General features: G+C 62.0%; 16 protein-coding genes. 8 read left to right on the top strand and 8 right to left on the bottom strand.

Annotation, left to right across the window (positions count from 1 at the left end):
• Positions 1–83 precede the first annotated feature (83 nt).
• Positions 84–1283 (bottom strand): tyrosine--tRNA ligase, encoded by a 1200-nt coding sequence (gene tyrS / locus B3361_RS13475; protein ID WP_054906025.1) that lies wholly within the window; start codon positions 1281–1283, stop codon positions 84–86.
• Positions 1284–1496: 213 nt separating this feature from the next.
• Here tyrS and B3361_RS13470 point away from each other — a divergent pair, with 213 nt between their 5' ends.
• Together B3361_RS13470 and B3361_RS13465 are read left to right on the top strand one after the other, a co-directional pair.
• On the top strand, positions 1497–2918 hold the full coding sequence (locus tag B3361_RS13470) for a peptidoglycan DD-metalloendopeptidase family protein (protein ID WP_009681266.1): 1422 nt from the start codon (positions 1497–1499) through the stop codon (positions 2916–2918).
• A 3-nt stretch (positions 2919–2921) separates the two neighbouring features.
• Complete coding sequence (locus B3361_RS13465) at positions 2922–4013, top strand: anhydro-N-acetylmuramic acid kinase (protein WP_054906026.1); 1092 nt, start codon at positions 2922–2924, stop codon at positions 4011–4013.
• 60 nt (positions 4014–4073) lie between these two features.
• Here the strand turns inward: B3361_RS13465 and erpA are convergent, their stop codons facing one another.
• Together erpA and argC are read right to left on the bottom strand one after the other, a co-directional pair.
• Positions 4074–4424 (bottom strand): iron-sulfur cluster insertion protein ErpA, encoded by a 351-nt coding sequence (erpA, locus tag B3361_RS13460; RefSeq protein WP_003255511.1) that lies wholly within the window; start codon positions 4422–4424, stop codon positions 4074–4076.
• 150 nt (positions 4425–4574) lie between these two features.
• Positions 4575–5609 (bottom strand): N-acetyl-gamma-glutamyl-phosphate reductase, encoded by a 1035-nt coding sequence (gene argC / locus B3361_RS13455; RefSeq protein ID WP_009681264.1) that lies wholly within the window; start codon positions 5607–5609, stop codon positions 4575–4577.
• Between the two features lie 142 nt (positions 5610–5751).
• Here argC and hemJ point away from each other — a divergent pair, with 142 nt between their 5' ends.
• From hemJ to B3361_RS13430, 5 genes are all read left to right on the top strand, one after another.
• Entirely contained in the window at positions 5752–6177 is a 426-nt protein-coding gene (hemJ, locus tag B3361_RS13450) for a protoporphyrinogen oxidase HemJ (RefSeq protein WP_029887373.1), read from the top strand.
• 133 nt (positions 6178–6310) lie between these two features.
• On the top strand, positions 6311–7093 hold the full coding sequence (locus tag B3361_RS13445) for an SDR family NAD(P)-dependent oxidoreductase (protein WP_054906027.1): 783 nt from the start codon (positions 6311–6313) through the stop codon (positions 7091–7093).
• 62 nt (positions 7094–7155) lie between these two features.
• Positions 7156–7494 (top strand): histidine triad nucleotide-binding protein, encoded by a 339-nt coding sequence (locus B3361_RS13440; protein WP_054906028.1) that lies wholly within the window; start codon positions 7156–7158, stop codon positions 7492–7494.
• A 65-nt stretch (positions 7495–7559) separates the two neighbouring features.
• The gene (coq7, locus tag B3361_RS13435) at positions 7560–8207 is read left to right on the top strand and encodes a 2-polyprenyl-3-methyl-6-methoxy-1,4-benzoquinone monooxygenase (RefSeq protein WP_029887376.1); all 648 of its coding nucleotides are present in this window, start codon (positions 7560–7562) and stop codon (positions 8205–8207) included.
• 10 nt (positions 8208–8217) lie between these two features.
• Positions 8218–9258, top strand: a complete 1041-nt coding sequence (locus B3361_RS13430; RefSeq protein WP_054906029.1) for a hypothetical protein — start codon at positions 8218–8220, stop codon at positions 9256–9258.
• A 39-nt stretch (positions 9259–9297) separates the two neighbouring features.
• Here B3361_RS13430 and B3361_RS13425 read toward each other — a convergent pair whose 3' ends face one another.
• Entirely contained in the window at positions 9298–9720 is a 423-nt protein-coding gene (locus tag B3361_RS13425) for an OsmC family protein (protein WP_004376171.1), read from the bottom strand.
• A 189-nt stretch (positions 9721–9909) separates the two neighbouring features.
• On the opposite strand from B3361_RS13425, the gene crp reads away from it, so the two are divergent.
• Complete coding sequence (gene crp, locus B3361_RS13420) at positions 9910–10554, top strand: cAMP-activated global transcriptional regulator CRP (RefSeq protein WP_009681258.1); 645 nt, start codon at positions 9910–9912, stop codon at positions 10552–10554.
• On the opposite strand, the gene B3361_RS13415 is transcribed toward crp, so the two are convergent.
• The 4 genes from B3361_RS13415 to B3361_RS13400 form a co-directional block, all read right to left on the bottom strand.
• Positions 10551–11255: a lipoate--protein ligase family protein gene (locus tag B3361_RS13415; protein WP_054906030.1), complete on the bottom strand. Its 705-nt coding sequence runs from the start codon at positions 11253–11255 to the stop codon at positions 10551–10553. The genes crp and B3361_RS13415 overlap by 4 nt on opposite strands.
• 80 nt (positions 11256–11335) lie before the next feature.
• Positions 11336–12169, bottom strand: coding sequence for an indole-3-glycerol phosphate synthase TrpC (gene trpC, locus B3361_RS13410; protein WP_054906031.1), 834 nt, complete (start codon positions 12167–12169; stop codon positions 11336–11338).
• Positions 12166–13215, bottom strand: coding sequence for an anthranilate phosphoribosyltransferase (gene trpD / locus B3361_RS13405; RefSeq protein WP_054906032.1), 1050 nt, complete (start codon positions 13213–13215; stop codon positions 12166–12168). The genes trpC and trpD overlap by 4 nt, the downstream gene beginning before the upstream one ends.
• 9 nt (positions 13216–13224) lie before the next feature.
• A complete protein-coding gene (locus B3361_RS13400) occupies positions 13225–13818 on the bottom strand; it encodes an aminodeoxychorismate/anthranilate synthase component II (RefSeq protein ID WP_009681254.1) in 594 nt (197 codons plus the stop codon).
• Between the last annotated feature and the right edge of the window lie 354 nt (positions 13819–14172).

Genomic DNA, 14172 nt, shown 5'->3' with positions numbered 1-14172 from the left:
AAATAAACTTTCAGGGCGCTTGAAAAGCAAAGCGGGGAGGCCTTTCGGCCTCCCCGCTTCTATATAGGTACACCGCCAGGCAATCACTCAGCCTTCAGCGTAACCCGCCCGAAGGACTTCTTACCCGCCTGGCACACATGCGTAGCACCCAGACCAAACAGGAAATCCTTGTCGACCACCACACCATCCACTTTCACTGCACCAGCACTCAGCAAGTCACGCGCCTGCGCCGAGTTCTTCACCAGGCCAGCACGGTTCAGAACCGCAGCGATAGGCAAGCCTTCCGCCGAAACCACCTCTACCTCCGGCAGGTCTTCAGGCAGCTCGCCTTCTTTCATACGGTTGCCCGCAGCACGGTGCGCATTGGCGGCAGCCTCCTCACCATGGAAACGCGCGACTATCTCTTCCGCCAGCTTGATCTTGATGTCTCGCGGGTTGGCGCCATTGGCCACATCGGCGCGGAACTGCTCAATCTCTTCCATGGAGCGGAAGCTCAGCAGCTCGAAGTAACGCCACATGAGCGTATCCGGAATCGACACCAGCTTGCTGTACATCACGCCCGGCGCTTCCTGGATACCGACATAGTTGCCCAGCGACTTGGACATTTTCTTCACACCGTCCAGCCCTTCGAGCAACGGCATGGTCACGATGTTCTGCGCTTCCTGGCCATAGGCACGCTGCAGTTCGCGCCCCATCAGCAGGTTGAACTTCTGGTCGGTACCACCCAGCTCGACGTCTGCTTTCAGCGCGACCGAATCGTAGCCCTGCACCAGCGGGTAGAGGAACTCGTGAATGGCAATCGACTGGTTGGTGGTGTAGCGCTTGTCGAAGTCATCACGCTCGAGCATGCGCGCCACAGTGTACTGCGAGGCCAGGCGAATAAAGTCGGCCGGGGTCAGCTTGTCCATCCAGGTGGAGTTGAAGGCGACTTCGGTCTTGGCCGGATCAAGAATCTTGAACACCTGCTGCTTGTAGGTCTCGGCGTTGTCCAGCACCTGCTCACGAGTCAGCGGCGGACGCGTTGCGCTCTTGCCGCTTGGGTCGCCGATCATGCCGGTGAAGTCGCCGATCAGGAAGATGACCTGGTGGCCCAGCTCCTGGAACTGACGCAGCTTGTTGATCAGCACCGTGTGCCCCAGGTGCAGGTCCGGGGCGGTCGGGTCGAAGCCGGCCTTGATGCGCAGAGGCTGGCCGCGCTTGAGCTTCTCAACCAGTTCCGACTCGACCAGTACTTCTTCCGCACCGCGCTTGATAAGCGCCAGCTGCTCTTCAACCGACTTCATAGACAAACCCGCAAGGCTCAGATTCAGGGGGAGCCAACCATACAAGATCGGCCGTCAAATACAAGTTTTGCAAAGGAATGTGACCCGGGCACAGGCTTGCGACGTCTACGCGCCCTTGCGTGAAAGTGGATTTGGTTATATTTTATACAGTTATTTCATCTTCATCATGTCATTCATCTATTCCATTTCACCTTTTTCAAAGTCACCTTACCCATGACCAACGAACCGCCTAAAGCGCCACCGCTTTATCCGAAGAGCCACCTGTTGGCCGCCAGCGGCATTGCCGCCCTGCTCAGCCTGGCTTTGCTGGTATTTCCGTCCAGCGAAGTGGAAGCCAAGAAAACCACCCTAAACCTCGAGCTGGAAAGCCCTGCCGAACAATTGAAGGACGAAGCCCGCGCTGCGCCCATGGTGCAGGCACAGGGTGAGCAAGGCTCACCTTTCGCCCAGATAGAAGCAGCCACACCCGAAACCCAGAAAGCCGAGCAGCCAACGCAAGACGCCAAACAGGTCGCCGAAGCCGCCAAGCAACCAGGCCACCGCGAGGTTACCGTAGCGCGCGGCGATACCCTGTCCACGCTGTTTGCCAAGGTCGGCCTGCCAGCCAATGCCGTGCACGACCTACTGGCCAGCAACAAGCAGGCCAAGCAGTTCACCCAACTCAAGCACGGCCAGGTCCTGCAGTTCGAACTCGACAAGGATGGCCAACTGGCCAGCCTGCACAGCAAGGTCAGCAACCTTGAAACCATCAGCCTGAGCAAAAGCGCCAAAGGCTTTACCTTCAACCGTGAAATCAGCAAGCCGGTGGTGCGTACTGCCTATGCCCACGGGGTCATCAAAAGCTCGCTGTCAGCATCTGCCCAGCGTGCCGGCCTTTCCCACAGCATGACCATGGACATGGCGCGCGTGCTGGGCTACGACATCGACTTCGCCCAGGATATTCGCCCAGGCGACGAGTTCGACGTGGTCTACGAGCAGAAGGTGATGGATGGCAAGGTCGTCGGCACGGGCAATATCCTTTCGGCGCGCTTCACCAACCGTGGCAAAACCTACACTGCCGTGCGCTACACCAACAAGCAGGGCAACACTACCTACTACACCGCCGACGGCAACAGCCTGCGCAAAGCCTTCATCCGCACCCCGGTGGACTTCGCCCGTATCAGTTCGCGCTTCTCCGCCGGCCGCAAGCACCCGATCCTGAACAAGATTCGCGCGCACAAGGGCGTTGACTACGCAGCCCCACGCGGCACGCCTATCAAGGCAGCAGGCGACGGCCGCATCGAACTGGCCGGGCGCCGCGGCGGCTACGGCAACACCGTGATCATCCAGCACGGTAACCGCTACAAGACGCTGTATGGCCACATGCAGGGCTTTGCCAAAGGCATCAAGACCGGTAGCACCGTCAAGCAGGGCCAGATCATCGGTTACATCGGCACCACCGGCCTTTCCACCGGGCCTCATCTTCACTATGAGTTCCAGGTCAATGGCGTGCATGTCGACCCCCTGAGCCAGAAGGTGCCAATGGCCGACCCGATCGCCAAGAACGAGCGTCAACGCTTCTTGCAGCAGAGCCAGCCACTGATCGCCCGCATGGATCAGGAAAAGGCCACCCTGCTCGCCGCGAACAAGCGCTAAGCCATGGCGCTTTACCTGGGGGTGATGTCCGGTACCAGCCTGGATGGCCTGGACATCGCCTTGGTCGAACAAGGCGAGCAGCTTGAACTGCTCGCCACGCTCTACCTGCCAATGCCCGCCAGCCTGCGCCAGGACTTGCTTGCCCTGTGCAGCAGCGGCCCTGACGAAATCGCCCGGGCAGCATTGGCGGAAAATCACTGGGCCACCCTTGCGGCCGAGGGTATACGCCAGCTGCTCGCTCAGCAGGGCCTGCAGGCTGACGCCATACGCGCCATTGGTAGCCATGGTCAGACGGTCCGTCACGAACCCGCCCGCGGCTTCACCGTACAGATCGGTAACCCCGCGCTGCTCGCCGAGCTTACTGGTATCAGCGTGGTAGCCGACTTCCGCCGCCGCGATGTGGCCGCCGGCGGGCAAGGCGCGCCACTTGTCCCGGCCTTCCACGAAACCCTGTTCAGCCACCTGGGCCAACGGGTAGCGATTCTCAATGTGGGCGGTTTCAGCAACCTCAGCCTGATCGAGCGGGATGCACCGGTGCATGGCTTTGATTGCGGCCCAGGCAATGTTTTGCTGGATGCCTGGGTCGAGCGCAAACGCGGCCAGGCCTACGATGCCGACGGTGCCTGGGCTACCACCGGCGTGGTGCAGGCCGATTTGCTGCACGCATTGATGAGCGACCCGTTCTTCGCGGGCAGCGGCCCCAAGAGTACCGGCCGTGAGGTGTTCAACCTGCCTTGGCTCGACCGCCACCTCGCCGGCCTGCGCGCCTACCGGGACGAGGATGTGCAGGCGACACTGCTGGAGTTGACCGCACGCAGCATCATCGACTCGCTGGAAAACGCGCAACAAGGCACCGAAGCACTGTTGGTCTGCGGTGGAGGAGCCCGCAACGGTGCGCTGATGGCCCGCCTCGGCCAACTGCTGCCCACTGCACGTGTTACAAGCACCAGTGCCCATGGCGTAGACCCTGACTGGGTCGAAGCCATGGCCTTCGCCTGGCTGGCCCATTGCTGCCTGGAGGGCATCGCCGCCAACCGCCCCAGCGTCACTGCCGCCAGGGGCCTGCGCATACTCGGTGCAATCTATCCGGCATGACACCAAGGCCAGAAAGCAAAACGCCGCGCAATTGCGCGGCGTTTTCGTATCGACCCGAATTCAGATCGAGAACGACGACCCGCAACCGCAGGTGGTGGCGGCATTCGGGTTCTTGATCACAAAGCGCGAACCTTCCAGGCCTTCCTGGTAGTCCACTTCGGCACCGGCCAGGTACTGGAAGCTCATCGGGTCGACCACCAGGGAAACGCCTTCGCGCTCGACGATGGTGTCGTCTTCAGCCACGTCTTCATCGAAGGTGAAGCCGTACTGAAAGCCCGAGCAACCGCCCCCGGTCACGAACACCCGCAGCTTCAGACGTTCATTGCCTTCCTCATTGACCAGGTTCTTCACCTTCTGGGCTGCGCCATGGGTGAATTCCAGGCCGGTAGGGGTGAAGGTTTCGACGCTCATGTTGATTCTCCCGGCGCGGTAGCCGCCATATAACTCTCGATGACGCGCATTATCCGCTTTCCCGAGAAAATTGGTCAACAATACGTAAGCCGCAAGCGACAACCTACACGCCGCAAGCTCGGCCCGCAGGTGTGCAGCTCGCGGCGTCTGTCACGGCAGCAAGCCTGCGTGGGACAGGCCCATGCGCTCATCCAGGCCAAACAGGATGTTGAGGTTCTGCACTGCCTGCCCCGAAGCGCCCTTCACCAGGTTGTCGATCACCGAGAGCACCACTACCAGGTCCCCGCCCTGCGGGCGATGAACGGCAATGCGGCAAACGTTGGCACCGCGCACGCTGCGGGTTTCCGGGTGGCTACCAGCCGGCATCACGTCGACGAACGGCTCATCGGCGTAGCGTTTCTCGAACAACGCCTGCAGGTCGACCGAAGTATCGGCCACGTTCGCGTACAGGGTAGCGTGGATACCACGGATCATCGGTGTCAGGTGCGGCACGAACGTCAGGCCGATGTCCTTGCCGGCCGCCTGGCGCAGGCCCTGGCTGATTTCCGGCAAGTGGCGATGCCCCTTGACGGCATAGGCCTTCATGCTTTCACCGGCTTCGCAGAACAGCGAACCCACTGCCGCACCACGCCCGGCGCCGCTGACACCCGACTTACAGTCGGCGATCAGCCGCGCGGGGTCGGCCAGACCCGCTTCCAGTAACGGCAGGAAACCGAGCTGGGTGGCGGTCGGGTAGCAACCCGGCACGGCAATCAGGCGCGCCTGGCGAATCTTCTCGCGGTTCACTTCGGGCAGGCCATACACGGCATCCTTGAGCAGTTCAGGCGCGCCATGCGGCTGACCGTACCACTTGCCCCACTCGGTGGCATCCTGCAGACGGAAGTCAGCCGACAGGTCGATCACCTTGGTACCCGCCGCCAGCAATTCGCCGGCCAGTGCGTGGGCAACGCCATGCGGTGTGGCGAAGAACACGACGTCGCAAGCAGCCAGGGCCTTGCTGTCGGGTACGCTGAACGCCAGCCCGTCATAGTGGCCGCGCAGGTTCGGGTACATGTCTGCCACCGCCACGCCCGCCTCCGAGCGCGAAGTGATGACAGCCACTTCGGCCTGTGGATGCTGTGCCAGCAGACGCAACAGTTCGACGCCGGTGTAACCGGTGCCGCCAACAATACCGACCTTGATCATAACGCTTGCCCCTTATCAACGAGCCGTCTGGAAAGCGCACGATAATAGGGGCGCGAGGCGCCTGTAACAACTCTCCGGGTGTCCCTTCCGGCGCCCGACCACTACTATCTGACGACCGTGATTACCTGAAGGAACACCCTCCATGCTTTACCTATGGATCAAAGCGCTGCATATCGTCAGCGTAGTCTGCTGGTTCGCCGGCCTGTTCTATCTGCCGCGGCTGTTCGTGTACCACGCCCAGAGCCAGGACAGCATCAGCCAGGAACGCTTCGTGACCATGGAGCGCAAGCTCTACCGCGGCATCATGAACCCGGCAATGATCGCCACCTATGTATTTGGCGCCTGGATGCTCTACCTCAACCCCGGCTGGCTGAGCCAGGGCTGGCTGCATGCCAAGCTGACCCTGGTAATCCTGCTCACCGGCTACCATCACGTGTGTGGCGCCCAGCGCAAACGCTTCGCCAGCGGCACCAACACACGCAGCCACGTCTATTATCGCTGGTTCAACGAAGTGCCCGTGCTCATCCTGCTGGGCATCGTGATTCTGGTGGTGGTCAAGCCGTTCTGACACAGCCACCTCAACTATCAGCAAGCCCAGCCGCGCTGCAAGGCCATTGGCCCCCGGGCCTTGTAGCAAAACGCAGCACCTGGCACGGGCAAGCTGTACACTAGGCGCCCTCTTCCGCCCCCAGGAGCCTTGCATGTCCCGTTACGCCATGATCACTGGTGCTTCCAGCGGCCTGGGCCTGGCCCTGGCGGAAGCGCTGGCACGGCGTGGACGCAACCTGATCCTGGTGGCACGCCAGCGCGAAACGCTGGAACCGGTCGCCCTCGAGCTGACCCAACGCTTTGGTGTAGAGGTACTGTTCCGCGCCTGCGACCTCAGCCAGCCGCTGCGCCTGTCAGGTTTCGTGCTGGAGCTGGAAGAAGGCGAGCGGCGCATCGACCTGCTGGTCAACTGTGCCGGTTTGCGCACCTACGGCCCATTCCTGGCCCATGAGTGGGCCGACGAGCAAGACCTGCTCGAGGTCAACGTGCTGGCCATGAGCCGGCTATGCCATGCAATCGGCAACCTGATGGCCGTGCAGGGTGGCGGGCAGATCCTCAACGTTGCAGGCCTGGCCGGGGTCGCACCTGGGCCATGGATGGCGGCCTATGCCGCCAGCAAAGCCTACGTGCTGAGCTTTTCCCAGGCACTGCGCGAGGAGCTCAAGCGCGCCGGCATCAAGGTCTCGGTACTGTGCCCCGGCCCGGTACGCTCTGCACGGCGGCGCATCCCCCGCCTGGATGGCAAGCCACGCTGCCTGAGCCCCGAGGAAGTGGCCCTGTACACGGTGCGGGCGCTGGACAAGAACCGCGCCCTGATCATGCCAGGGCGGCGCAACCGCTGGCTGGCCTTCGCCCCCCGTCTGCTGCCACGCTGGCTGGTACGCAAACTGGCCGGCGCCATTCACCGCCGCTATTGCCCGGCCGGCATGGAATAGCCACTGGGCGATTGGCGCCTGGCTGAGTACACTCGGCCCGACCTTCACCATGGAGCAGTGCTGTGGACGATCTATTCCTCAAAATCATCAACCGGGAAATTCCGGCGGATATCATCTACGAAGACGACCAGGTCCTGGCGTTCAAGGACATTGCTCCCGCGGCGCCGGTGCATTTCCTGGTCATCCCGAAAAAGCACATTCCTACCCTCAATCACCTCACAGAAGAGGACAAGGCCCTGGCAGGCCACATCCTGTTCACTGCCCAGCGCCTGGCAGTCGAACAAGGCTGCGAGGAAGGCTTCCGCGTGGTAATGAACTGCAACCCCAAAGGCGGCCAGACCGTCTACCACATCCACATGCACGTGCTTGGCCAGCGCCAGATGAACTGGCCGCCGGGCTGATCCACGGCAAGCGACCCCGCCGCTATTGCGGTAAACTGTCGGGCACATTCTTGCGGAGGTGCCCGATGGCTACCGAACGTCACTACTCGCCGCTCGACCGCTTGTTGCTGCAGGCCGATACCGCCATGCGCACCTTGCTGCCCTTCAGCGGCCAACCCGCCCGGCCGTCACCGGCCATCATCCAGCCAGACGCCAACCTGGACGAACAGCAAACCCGCCACATTGCCGGGCTGATGCGCATCAACCATACCGGTGAAGTCTGCGCCCAGGCCCTGTACCAAGGTCAGGCCCTGACGGCCAAGCTGCCCGAAGTGCGCAAGGCCATGGAACATGCCGCCGAGGAAGAAATCGACCACCTGGCGTGGTGCGAGCAACGCATTCGCCAGCTGAACAGCCACCCAAGCGTGCTCAACCCCCTGTTCTATGGCATGTCCTTCGGCATCGGCGCACTGGCCGGGCTGGTCAGCGACAAGGTCAGCCTGGGTTTCGTCGCCGCCACCGAGCACCAGGTATGCAAGCACCTGGACGAACACCTTGAGCAGTTGCCGCAAGAAGACGAAAAGTCCCGCGCCATTCTTGAGCAGATGCGCGTCGACGAAGAGCAGCACGCCGAGTCCGCCCTGGAAGCCGGTGGCTACCGTTTCCCTGCCCCTGTGCGCTTCGGTATGAGCTTGCTGGCCAAGGTCATGACCAAGAGCACCTACCGCATCTGAAGGCTGCCCCATGACGGACCGAATCGACGCCAAGGACCTGGCGCGTGCCGTGCAAGCCGGCGTTCTCCAGCCTGGCCAGGACCAGGCCCTGCTGGCGTTCCTGCGCCAGCAACCGCCAGCACGCGGTACCTTTCAGCTGGCCCATGTCGCCTTCTACTTCGGCGCCATGCTGATCATGGCGGCCATGGGCTGGTTGCTCACCGAGGCCTGGATGAGCATCGGCGACGCCGCACTGCTGGTCATCGCCAGCCTGTACATCGGGCTGATCACCTTGTTTGCCCTCAACTTGCAGCGGCGTGCGCAGCCCGTAGCCGCCGGGGTACTGGCCGCCGTCGCGGTCAGTATCGTGCCGCTGGCAGTGTTCGCCATCGAACGCTTGGCGGGTTGGTGGCCAATCGATGACACCCAGGCCAACTACCACCACTACTACACCTACGTGCAAGGCGGCTGGCTGGCGATGGAGGCGGCCACGGTAGTGGCCGGTTTGCTGATGCTGCGGTTGATCCCTTACCCGTTCATCGTCATGCCGATCGCCGTGGCCCTATGGTTCATGTCGATGGACATGACTGAGTGGTTCTTCGGCTCGCCGTTCAGCTGGGCGCAGCGCCGTGAGGTTTCCCTGTGGTTCGGCCTGGGAATGCTGGTGGTGTTCCTGCTGGTGGACGGCCGTACACGCGAGGACTATGCCCGCTGGGGGTACCTGGCAGGGCTGGCGGCATTCTGGGGCGGGCTGACGCTACTGGACAGCGGCAGCGAGCTGGGCAAGGCGCTGTACTGCCTGATAAACATTGCGCTGATGGGCATGGCAGTGCTGCTGCGCCGGCCGGTGTTCATGGTGTTCGGCGCGCTGGGGGTTGCGGCCTACCTGGGCTACCTGGCGTATGAGGTATTCGCGCAATCGCTGCTGTTCCCGGTCGTGGTGACGCTGATCGGGCTGGGGGTCATCTGGCTGGGGCTGGTCTACCAGAAGCGCCGGGAGCGGTTGAGCCGCGCAATGCGCAGCGGCTTGCCAGCATGGCTTCGCTCTGCATTGCCGGCACTGCGCAACTGATGGTGTCGGGACCGCTTGGCGGCCCCAAAAAACCCGGCTTCAACCCAACTCTACAATCTCGTACCCGTGGGTAATCTCGACCCCGGCACGCTCGAGCATGATCGACGCAGAGCAGTACTTCTCTGCCGACAGCTCGACCGCGCGCTTGACCTGCGCTTCTTTCAGCCCGCGCCCCTTAACGACGAAGTTCATGTGGATCTTGGTGAACACTTTCGGGTCTTCACTGGCGCGCTCGGCTTCCAGAAACGCCTCGCAGCTCTCCACCGCCTGGCGCGACTTCTTCAGAATACTGACCACGTCAAAGCTGCTGCAGCCACCCAACCCCAACAGCAGCATCTCCATAGGGCGCACACCCAGGTTGCGGCCGCCGGCCTCGGGCGGGCCATCCATCACGACGACATGGCCGCTGCCCGATTCGCCGAGAAACATTGCCTCACCGGCCCACTGGATACGTGCCTTCATCTACCTGGACTCCTGATATTCGGAAAAGGGTGTCAGCTTAGACCTTGTGCGGCTGTGGGAAAAGTACGAGAGGACTCGGTTTAGTACCGAAACATCTTGTAGTGTCTGATAAGCTGGCGCCAAATGACTGGCGCCTGCCGCTGTCGATCTACAAAAATACCCAAGCCTCGTATCGAACAGGACTTCGTGATGGTTGCCTCTGCCCTACCCGCAAAGATCAAGAACATCGACAAGTTGCTGGTGCACTGCCAGCGCCGCCGCTTCACCGCAAAAAGCAACATCATCTGCGCTGGCGACCGGGCCGAAACACTGTCGTTCATCATCAAGGGGTCGGTCACCATCATCATCGAAGACGATGACGGTCATGAAATGATCATCGCCTACCTCAACCCGGGCGATTTCTTTGGCGAGCTGGGGCTGTTCGAGCCCGTTGAGGGTGAGCAGCAGCGCAGCGCCTGGGTACGGGCGAAGACGGAATGCGAAGTGGCCGAGATCAGTTACGAGAAATTTCGCGAAGTGGCGCGCCAGGACCCGGAAATTCTCTACGCCCTGGGCAGCCAGATGGCCCAACGCCTTCGTAATACCACACGCAAGGTCGGCGACCTGGCGTTCTTCGACGTAACCGGCCGCGTCGCCCGCTGCCTGCTGGAGCTGTGCAAGCAGCCCGACGCCATGACCCATCCGGATGGCATGCAGATCAAGATCACCCGCCAGGAAATCGGCCGCATCGTCGGTTGCTCGCGGGAAATGGTCGGCCGCGTGCTCAAAGACCTCGAAGAGCGCAGCCTGGTCCATGTCAAAGGCAAGACCATGGTGGTCTACGGTACCCGCTAATCCCTGGGCAGGTCGGCCAAGACCCTGGCGTAAGCTTGCGAGAGGCGCTGGAACCAGGGCACTGCGGGCGCCACTTCGTGCAAGGCAATGTGTGCGTCGGCGCGGCAACGCTGCTCAAGCGCGCAGCACTCGTTGAAACGGTTGACCGCCGCCACCATCGCCTCACGTTCGTTGTCCAGCAACAACGCGCCGTGCACCAGTACCACCGGGCGTTTGCCGCCCAGGCCCTGGCGCCAGCGCTGGGCGGTACCGACCAGCTTGCGGCCATTGAGGTTGACGTTGTAGCGGCCGTCGCAAAAGGCGCCGTCGATTTCCCCCACCGACGCTACCCCGCCCCACTCGCGCAACACATCGCACAGTGGCAGGCACAGGCGCTCATAAGCGGTTTCGATGCGGCCATGGTCGCCTTCGCTGCGCGGCGCGGCATAGACCAGCGCCACGTTCACGGTGGCATGCGACTGCGGGACCGGCTCACCGCCGGTTTCACGCAGCAATACCGGCCAACCGGCGATCGCCAGTTCTGCGCAGGCTGTTTCGAAATTGGCTAGCCGGCTCATGCGCCGGGGCATCACCAAGGCATGGTCAGTGGGGCGCCAGAACAGCACACCACTCTCACGTTCGCCACGGCAAACGGCGGCCAGCAGGTCCTGTTCGGCGTGCAAGCCCTGCTCGACAGTCAGGGCCAGGGGTTGATCGCTCATCGCTCCACCTTGGATGTTGTTTTCAAGGGCCTCTTGCCGGGCCCGTAAAAAAGCCGGCAATCACGCCGGCTTCATTGCAATCAGTCCAGTTGCTGAACAGTTTTCTTCACCTGGTCCGGGAAGAACAGCCGCTGTAGCTCCAGCCCAGGTTGTTCGGCGCGCATGAATGCCTCACCCACCAGGAACGAATAAACGTCGTTGATCGCCATCAGCTCGACATCGGCCCGGTTCAAGATACCGCTCTCGGTAATTGCCAGGCGATCACGCGGTATGCGCGGCAGCAGGTCGAGGGTGGTTTCCAGGCTGACTTCAAAGGTGTGCAGGTTGCGGTTGTTCACGCCCACCAGCGGTGTATCCAGGGTTTTCAGCGCACGCTCCAGCTCATCGCCATCGTGCACTTCTACCAGTACATCGAGGCCGACGTCCTTGGCGGTGGCGGCCAGTTCGGCCATCTTCACGTCATCCAGCGCCGACACGATCAGCAGCACGCAGTCCGCACCCAAGGCCCGCGCCTCGACGATCTGGTAGGGGTCGATCATGAAATCCTTGCGGATCACGGGCAGGGAAACCGCCGCACGAGCCTGCTGCAAGTACTCATCGGCACCCAGGAAGTAGTCCACATCGGTCAGCACCGACAGGCAGGTAGCACCGCCCTTCTCGTAGCTGACAGCGATTTCCGCCGGCATGAAGTCTTCACGGATCACGCCCTTGCTGGGCGAGGCCTTCTTGATTTCGGCAATCACCGCAGGCTGCTTGCGCTTGGCCTGCTCGATCAAGGCATTGGCAAAGCCCCGGGGAGCGTCAGCGGCCTTGGCCAGGCCCTCCAATTCGCGAAGGCTGACCCGCGCGCTGCGCTCGGCCACTTCCTGGAACTTGCGGGCAATGATCTTTTCCAGCACCGTCGGCACGCTCATGCTTCGTTCTCCACCTTGAATACTGCAGTAAATGCACCCAGTTCCTGCAGCTTTTCCCAAGCCAGGCCGGTGTGCAGTACGTCATGGGCCAGTTCCACACCGGCTTTCAGGCTCATGGCATGGTCAGCGGCGTACAGCGCCGCACCGGCATTGAGCACGATCATCTCGGCAGCTTTCTGGCCGTTTTCAGTCTTGCGCCGGCCCAGTGCATCACGGATCAGTTCCAGTGACGCCTGCGGGCTCTCAACGGCCAGGCCATGCAGGCTCTGGCTTTTCATGCCGAGGTCTTCCGGCTCGACCCAGTATTCGGTGATCTCGTCGTTCTTCAGCTCGGCCACAAAGGTGGGGGCAGCCAGGCTGAACTCATCCAGGCCATCCTTCGAGTGCACCACCAGCACATGCTTGCTGCCCAGGCGCTGCAGCACCTCGGCCAACGGCCGGCACAGGGCCTGAGCGAACACGCCGACCACCTGGTGTTTCACCCCGGCCGGATTCGTAAGCGGGCCGAGCATGTTGAACAGGGTACGCATACCCAGCTCGCGGCGCGGGCCAGCGGCGTGCTTCATTGCCGAGTGATGGCTTTGCGCGAACATGAAGCCGATCCCCAGGCTGTCGATGCAGCGGCCCACTTGCGTTGGCGTCAGGTTCAGGTAGATGCCGGCAGCTTCCAGCAAGTCGGCACTGCCGCTCTTGCCCGACACCGCGCGGTTGCCATGCTTGGCCACTGGGCAGCCCGCCGCCGCCAGCACGAACGACGAAGCGGTGGAAACATTGAAGATGTTGGCACCGTCACCGCCGGTACCGACGATATCCACCACACCCTCCAGGCTCCGCAGCTCGACCTTGTCGGCCAGCTCGCGCATCACCGATACCGCGCCCACGATCTCGTCGATGCTCTCGCTTTTCATGCGCATGCCCATCAGGAAGGCGCCGATCTGCGCTTCGCTGCACTGGCCTGTCATGATCTGGCGCATCACATCGCGCATTTCTTCGGTCGAAAGGTCCAGCTGGCCAACGATACGGCTCAGCGCGCTTTTGATGTCCATATTCAATCCTTAGCGGCGGCCGCCGGTCTGCTTGAGGAAGTTGGCGAACAGCTCGTGGCCCTGCTCGGTGAGGATCGACTCAGGGTGGAACTGCACCCCTTCGATGTTCAGCGTTTTGTGTCGCAGGCCCATGATCTCGTCGACCGAACCATCTGCATGGGCCGTCCAGGCGGTCACTTCCAGGCAGTCAGGCAAGGTGTCGCGCTTGACCACCAGCGAGTGGTAGCGGGTCACCGTCAGCGGGTTGTTGAGGCCGGCAAACACGCCGAGGTCGCGGTGGAGTACCGGGCTGGTCTTGCCATGCATCACCTGGCGAGCCCGGACCACGTCACCGCCAAAGGCCTGGCCGATGGACTGGTGGCCCAGGCATACGCCGAGGATCGGCAGCTTGCCGGCGAAATGCAGGATGGCCTCGATGGACACGCCCGCCTCGCTCGGCGTGCACGGGCCAGGGGAGACGACGATCCGCTCGGGGTTCAGGGCTTCGATCTGGGCAATGGTCAGTTCGTCATTGCGAACGACCTTGACCTCGGCACCCAGCTCGCCAAGGTACTGCACAACGTTGTAAGTAAATGAGTCGTAGTTGTCGATCATCAGTAACATGGTGTTAAACCTCTTGAACTTACTGACTTCAAATTCGAACCTCCCTCTGCCCGCCATAGCGGTGGCTGTGCCACTTGAGGGCGAGGAACAGGAAGGCAAACAGGGGCGGGCCGGACTGGCCGGCAGGGGATAAAGTCAGGCGCGCCAACGCCAACGGGCGTGGGCCTTGATTACGCGCATCAAGAGTTTGCTGACGATCAACACAGGGTAGGTCTCGCTCATACGTCACGGCACAGTAGCCTACCGGCGCGGCGGGCGCAATATGCCTGTAAACACGGGGAAACGAATGGACTTGGGAGCGAAGCCCCACGATTTGCTAATGTCGATCAGGTTGTTCTCATAAAAACAAAGAAA

The organism is Pseudomonas sp. UBA6699 (assembly GCF_002454615.1).
Classification (GTDB): domain Bacteria; phylum Pseudomonadota; class Gammaproteobacteria; order Pseudomonadales; family Pseudomonadaceae; genus Aquipseudomonas; species Aquipseudomonas juntendi.
The sequence above is the reverse complement of the archived record's forward strand: the minus strand, read 5'-3'. Positions and strand labels throughout refer to the sequence as shown.

Bases quoted from the DNA above. Each gene is read 5' to 3' on its own strand.
- tyrS (WP_054906025.1), bottom strand. From the start codon at position 1,283: ATGAAGTCGGTTGAAGAGCAGCTGGCGCTTATCAAGCGCGGTGCGGAA.
- B3361_RS13470 (WP_009681266.1), top strand. From the start codon at position 1,497: ATGACCAACGAACCGCCTAAAGCGCCACCGCTTTATCCGAAGAGCCAC.
- B3361_RS13465 (WP_054906026.1), top strand. From the start codon at position 2,922: ATGGCGCTTTACCTGGGGGTGATGTCCGGTACCAGCCTGGATGGCCTG.
- erpA (WP_003255511.1), bottom strand. From the start codon at position 4,424: ATGAGCGTCGAAACCTTCACCCCTACCGGCCTGGAATTCACCCATGGC.
- argC (WP_009681264.1), bottom strand. From the start codon at position 5,609: ATGATCAAGGTCGGTATTGTTGGCGGCACCGGTTACACCGGCGTCGAA.
- hemJ (WP_029887373.1), top strand. From the start codon at position 5,752: ATGCTTTACCTATGGATCAAAGCGCTGCATATCGTCAGCGTAGTCTGC.
- B3361_RS13445 (WP_054906027.1), top strand. From the start codon at position 6,311: ATGTCCCGTTACGCCATGATCACTGGTGCTTCCAGCGGCCTGGGCCTG.
- coq7 (WP_029887376.1), top strand. From the start codon at position 7,560: ATGGCTACCGAACGTCACTACTCGCCGCTCGACCGCTTGTTGCTGCAG.
- B3361_RS13430 (WP_054906029.1), top strand. From the start codon at position 8,218: ATGACGGACCGAATCGACGCCAAGGACCTGGCGCGTGCCGTGCAAGCC.
- B3361_RS13425 (WP_004376171.1), bottom strand. From the start codon at position 9,720: ATGAAGGCACGTATCCAGTGGGCCGGTGAGGCAATGTTTCTCGGCGAA.
- crp (WP_009681258.1), top strand. From the start codon at position 9,910: ATGGTTGCCTCTGCCCTACCCGCAAAGATCAAGAACATCGACAAGTTG.
- B3361_RS13415 (WP_054906030.1), bottom strand. From the start codon at position 11,255: ATGAGCGATCAACCCCTGGCCCTGACTGTCGAGCAGGGCTTGCACGCC.
- trpC (WP_054906031.1), bottom strand. From the start codon at position 12,169: ATGAGCGTGCCGACGGTGCTGGAAAAGATCATTGCCCGCAAGTTCCAG.
- trpD (WP_054906032.1), bottom strand. From the start codon at position 13,215: ATGGACATCAAAAGCGCGCTGAGCCGTATCGTTGGCCAGCTGGACCTT.
- B3361_RS13400 (WP_009681254.1), bottom strand. From the start codon at position 13,818: ATGTTACTGATGATCGACAACTACGACTCATTTACTTACAACGTTGTG.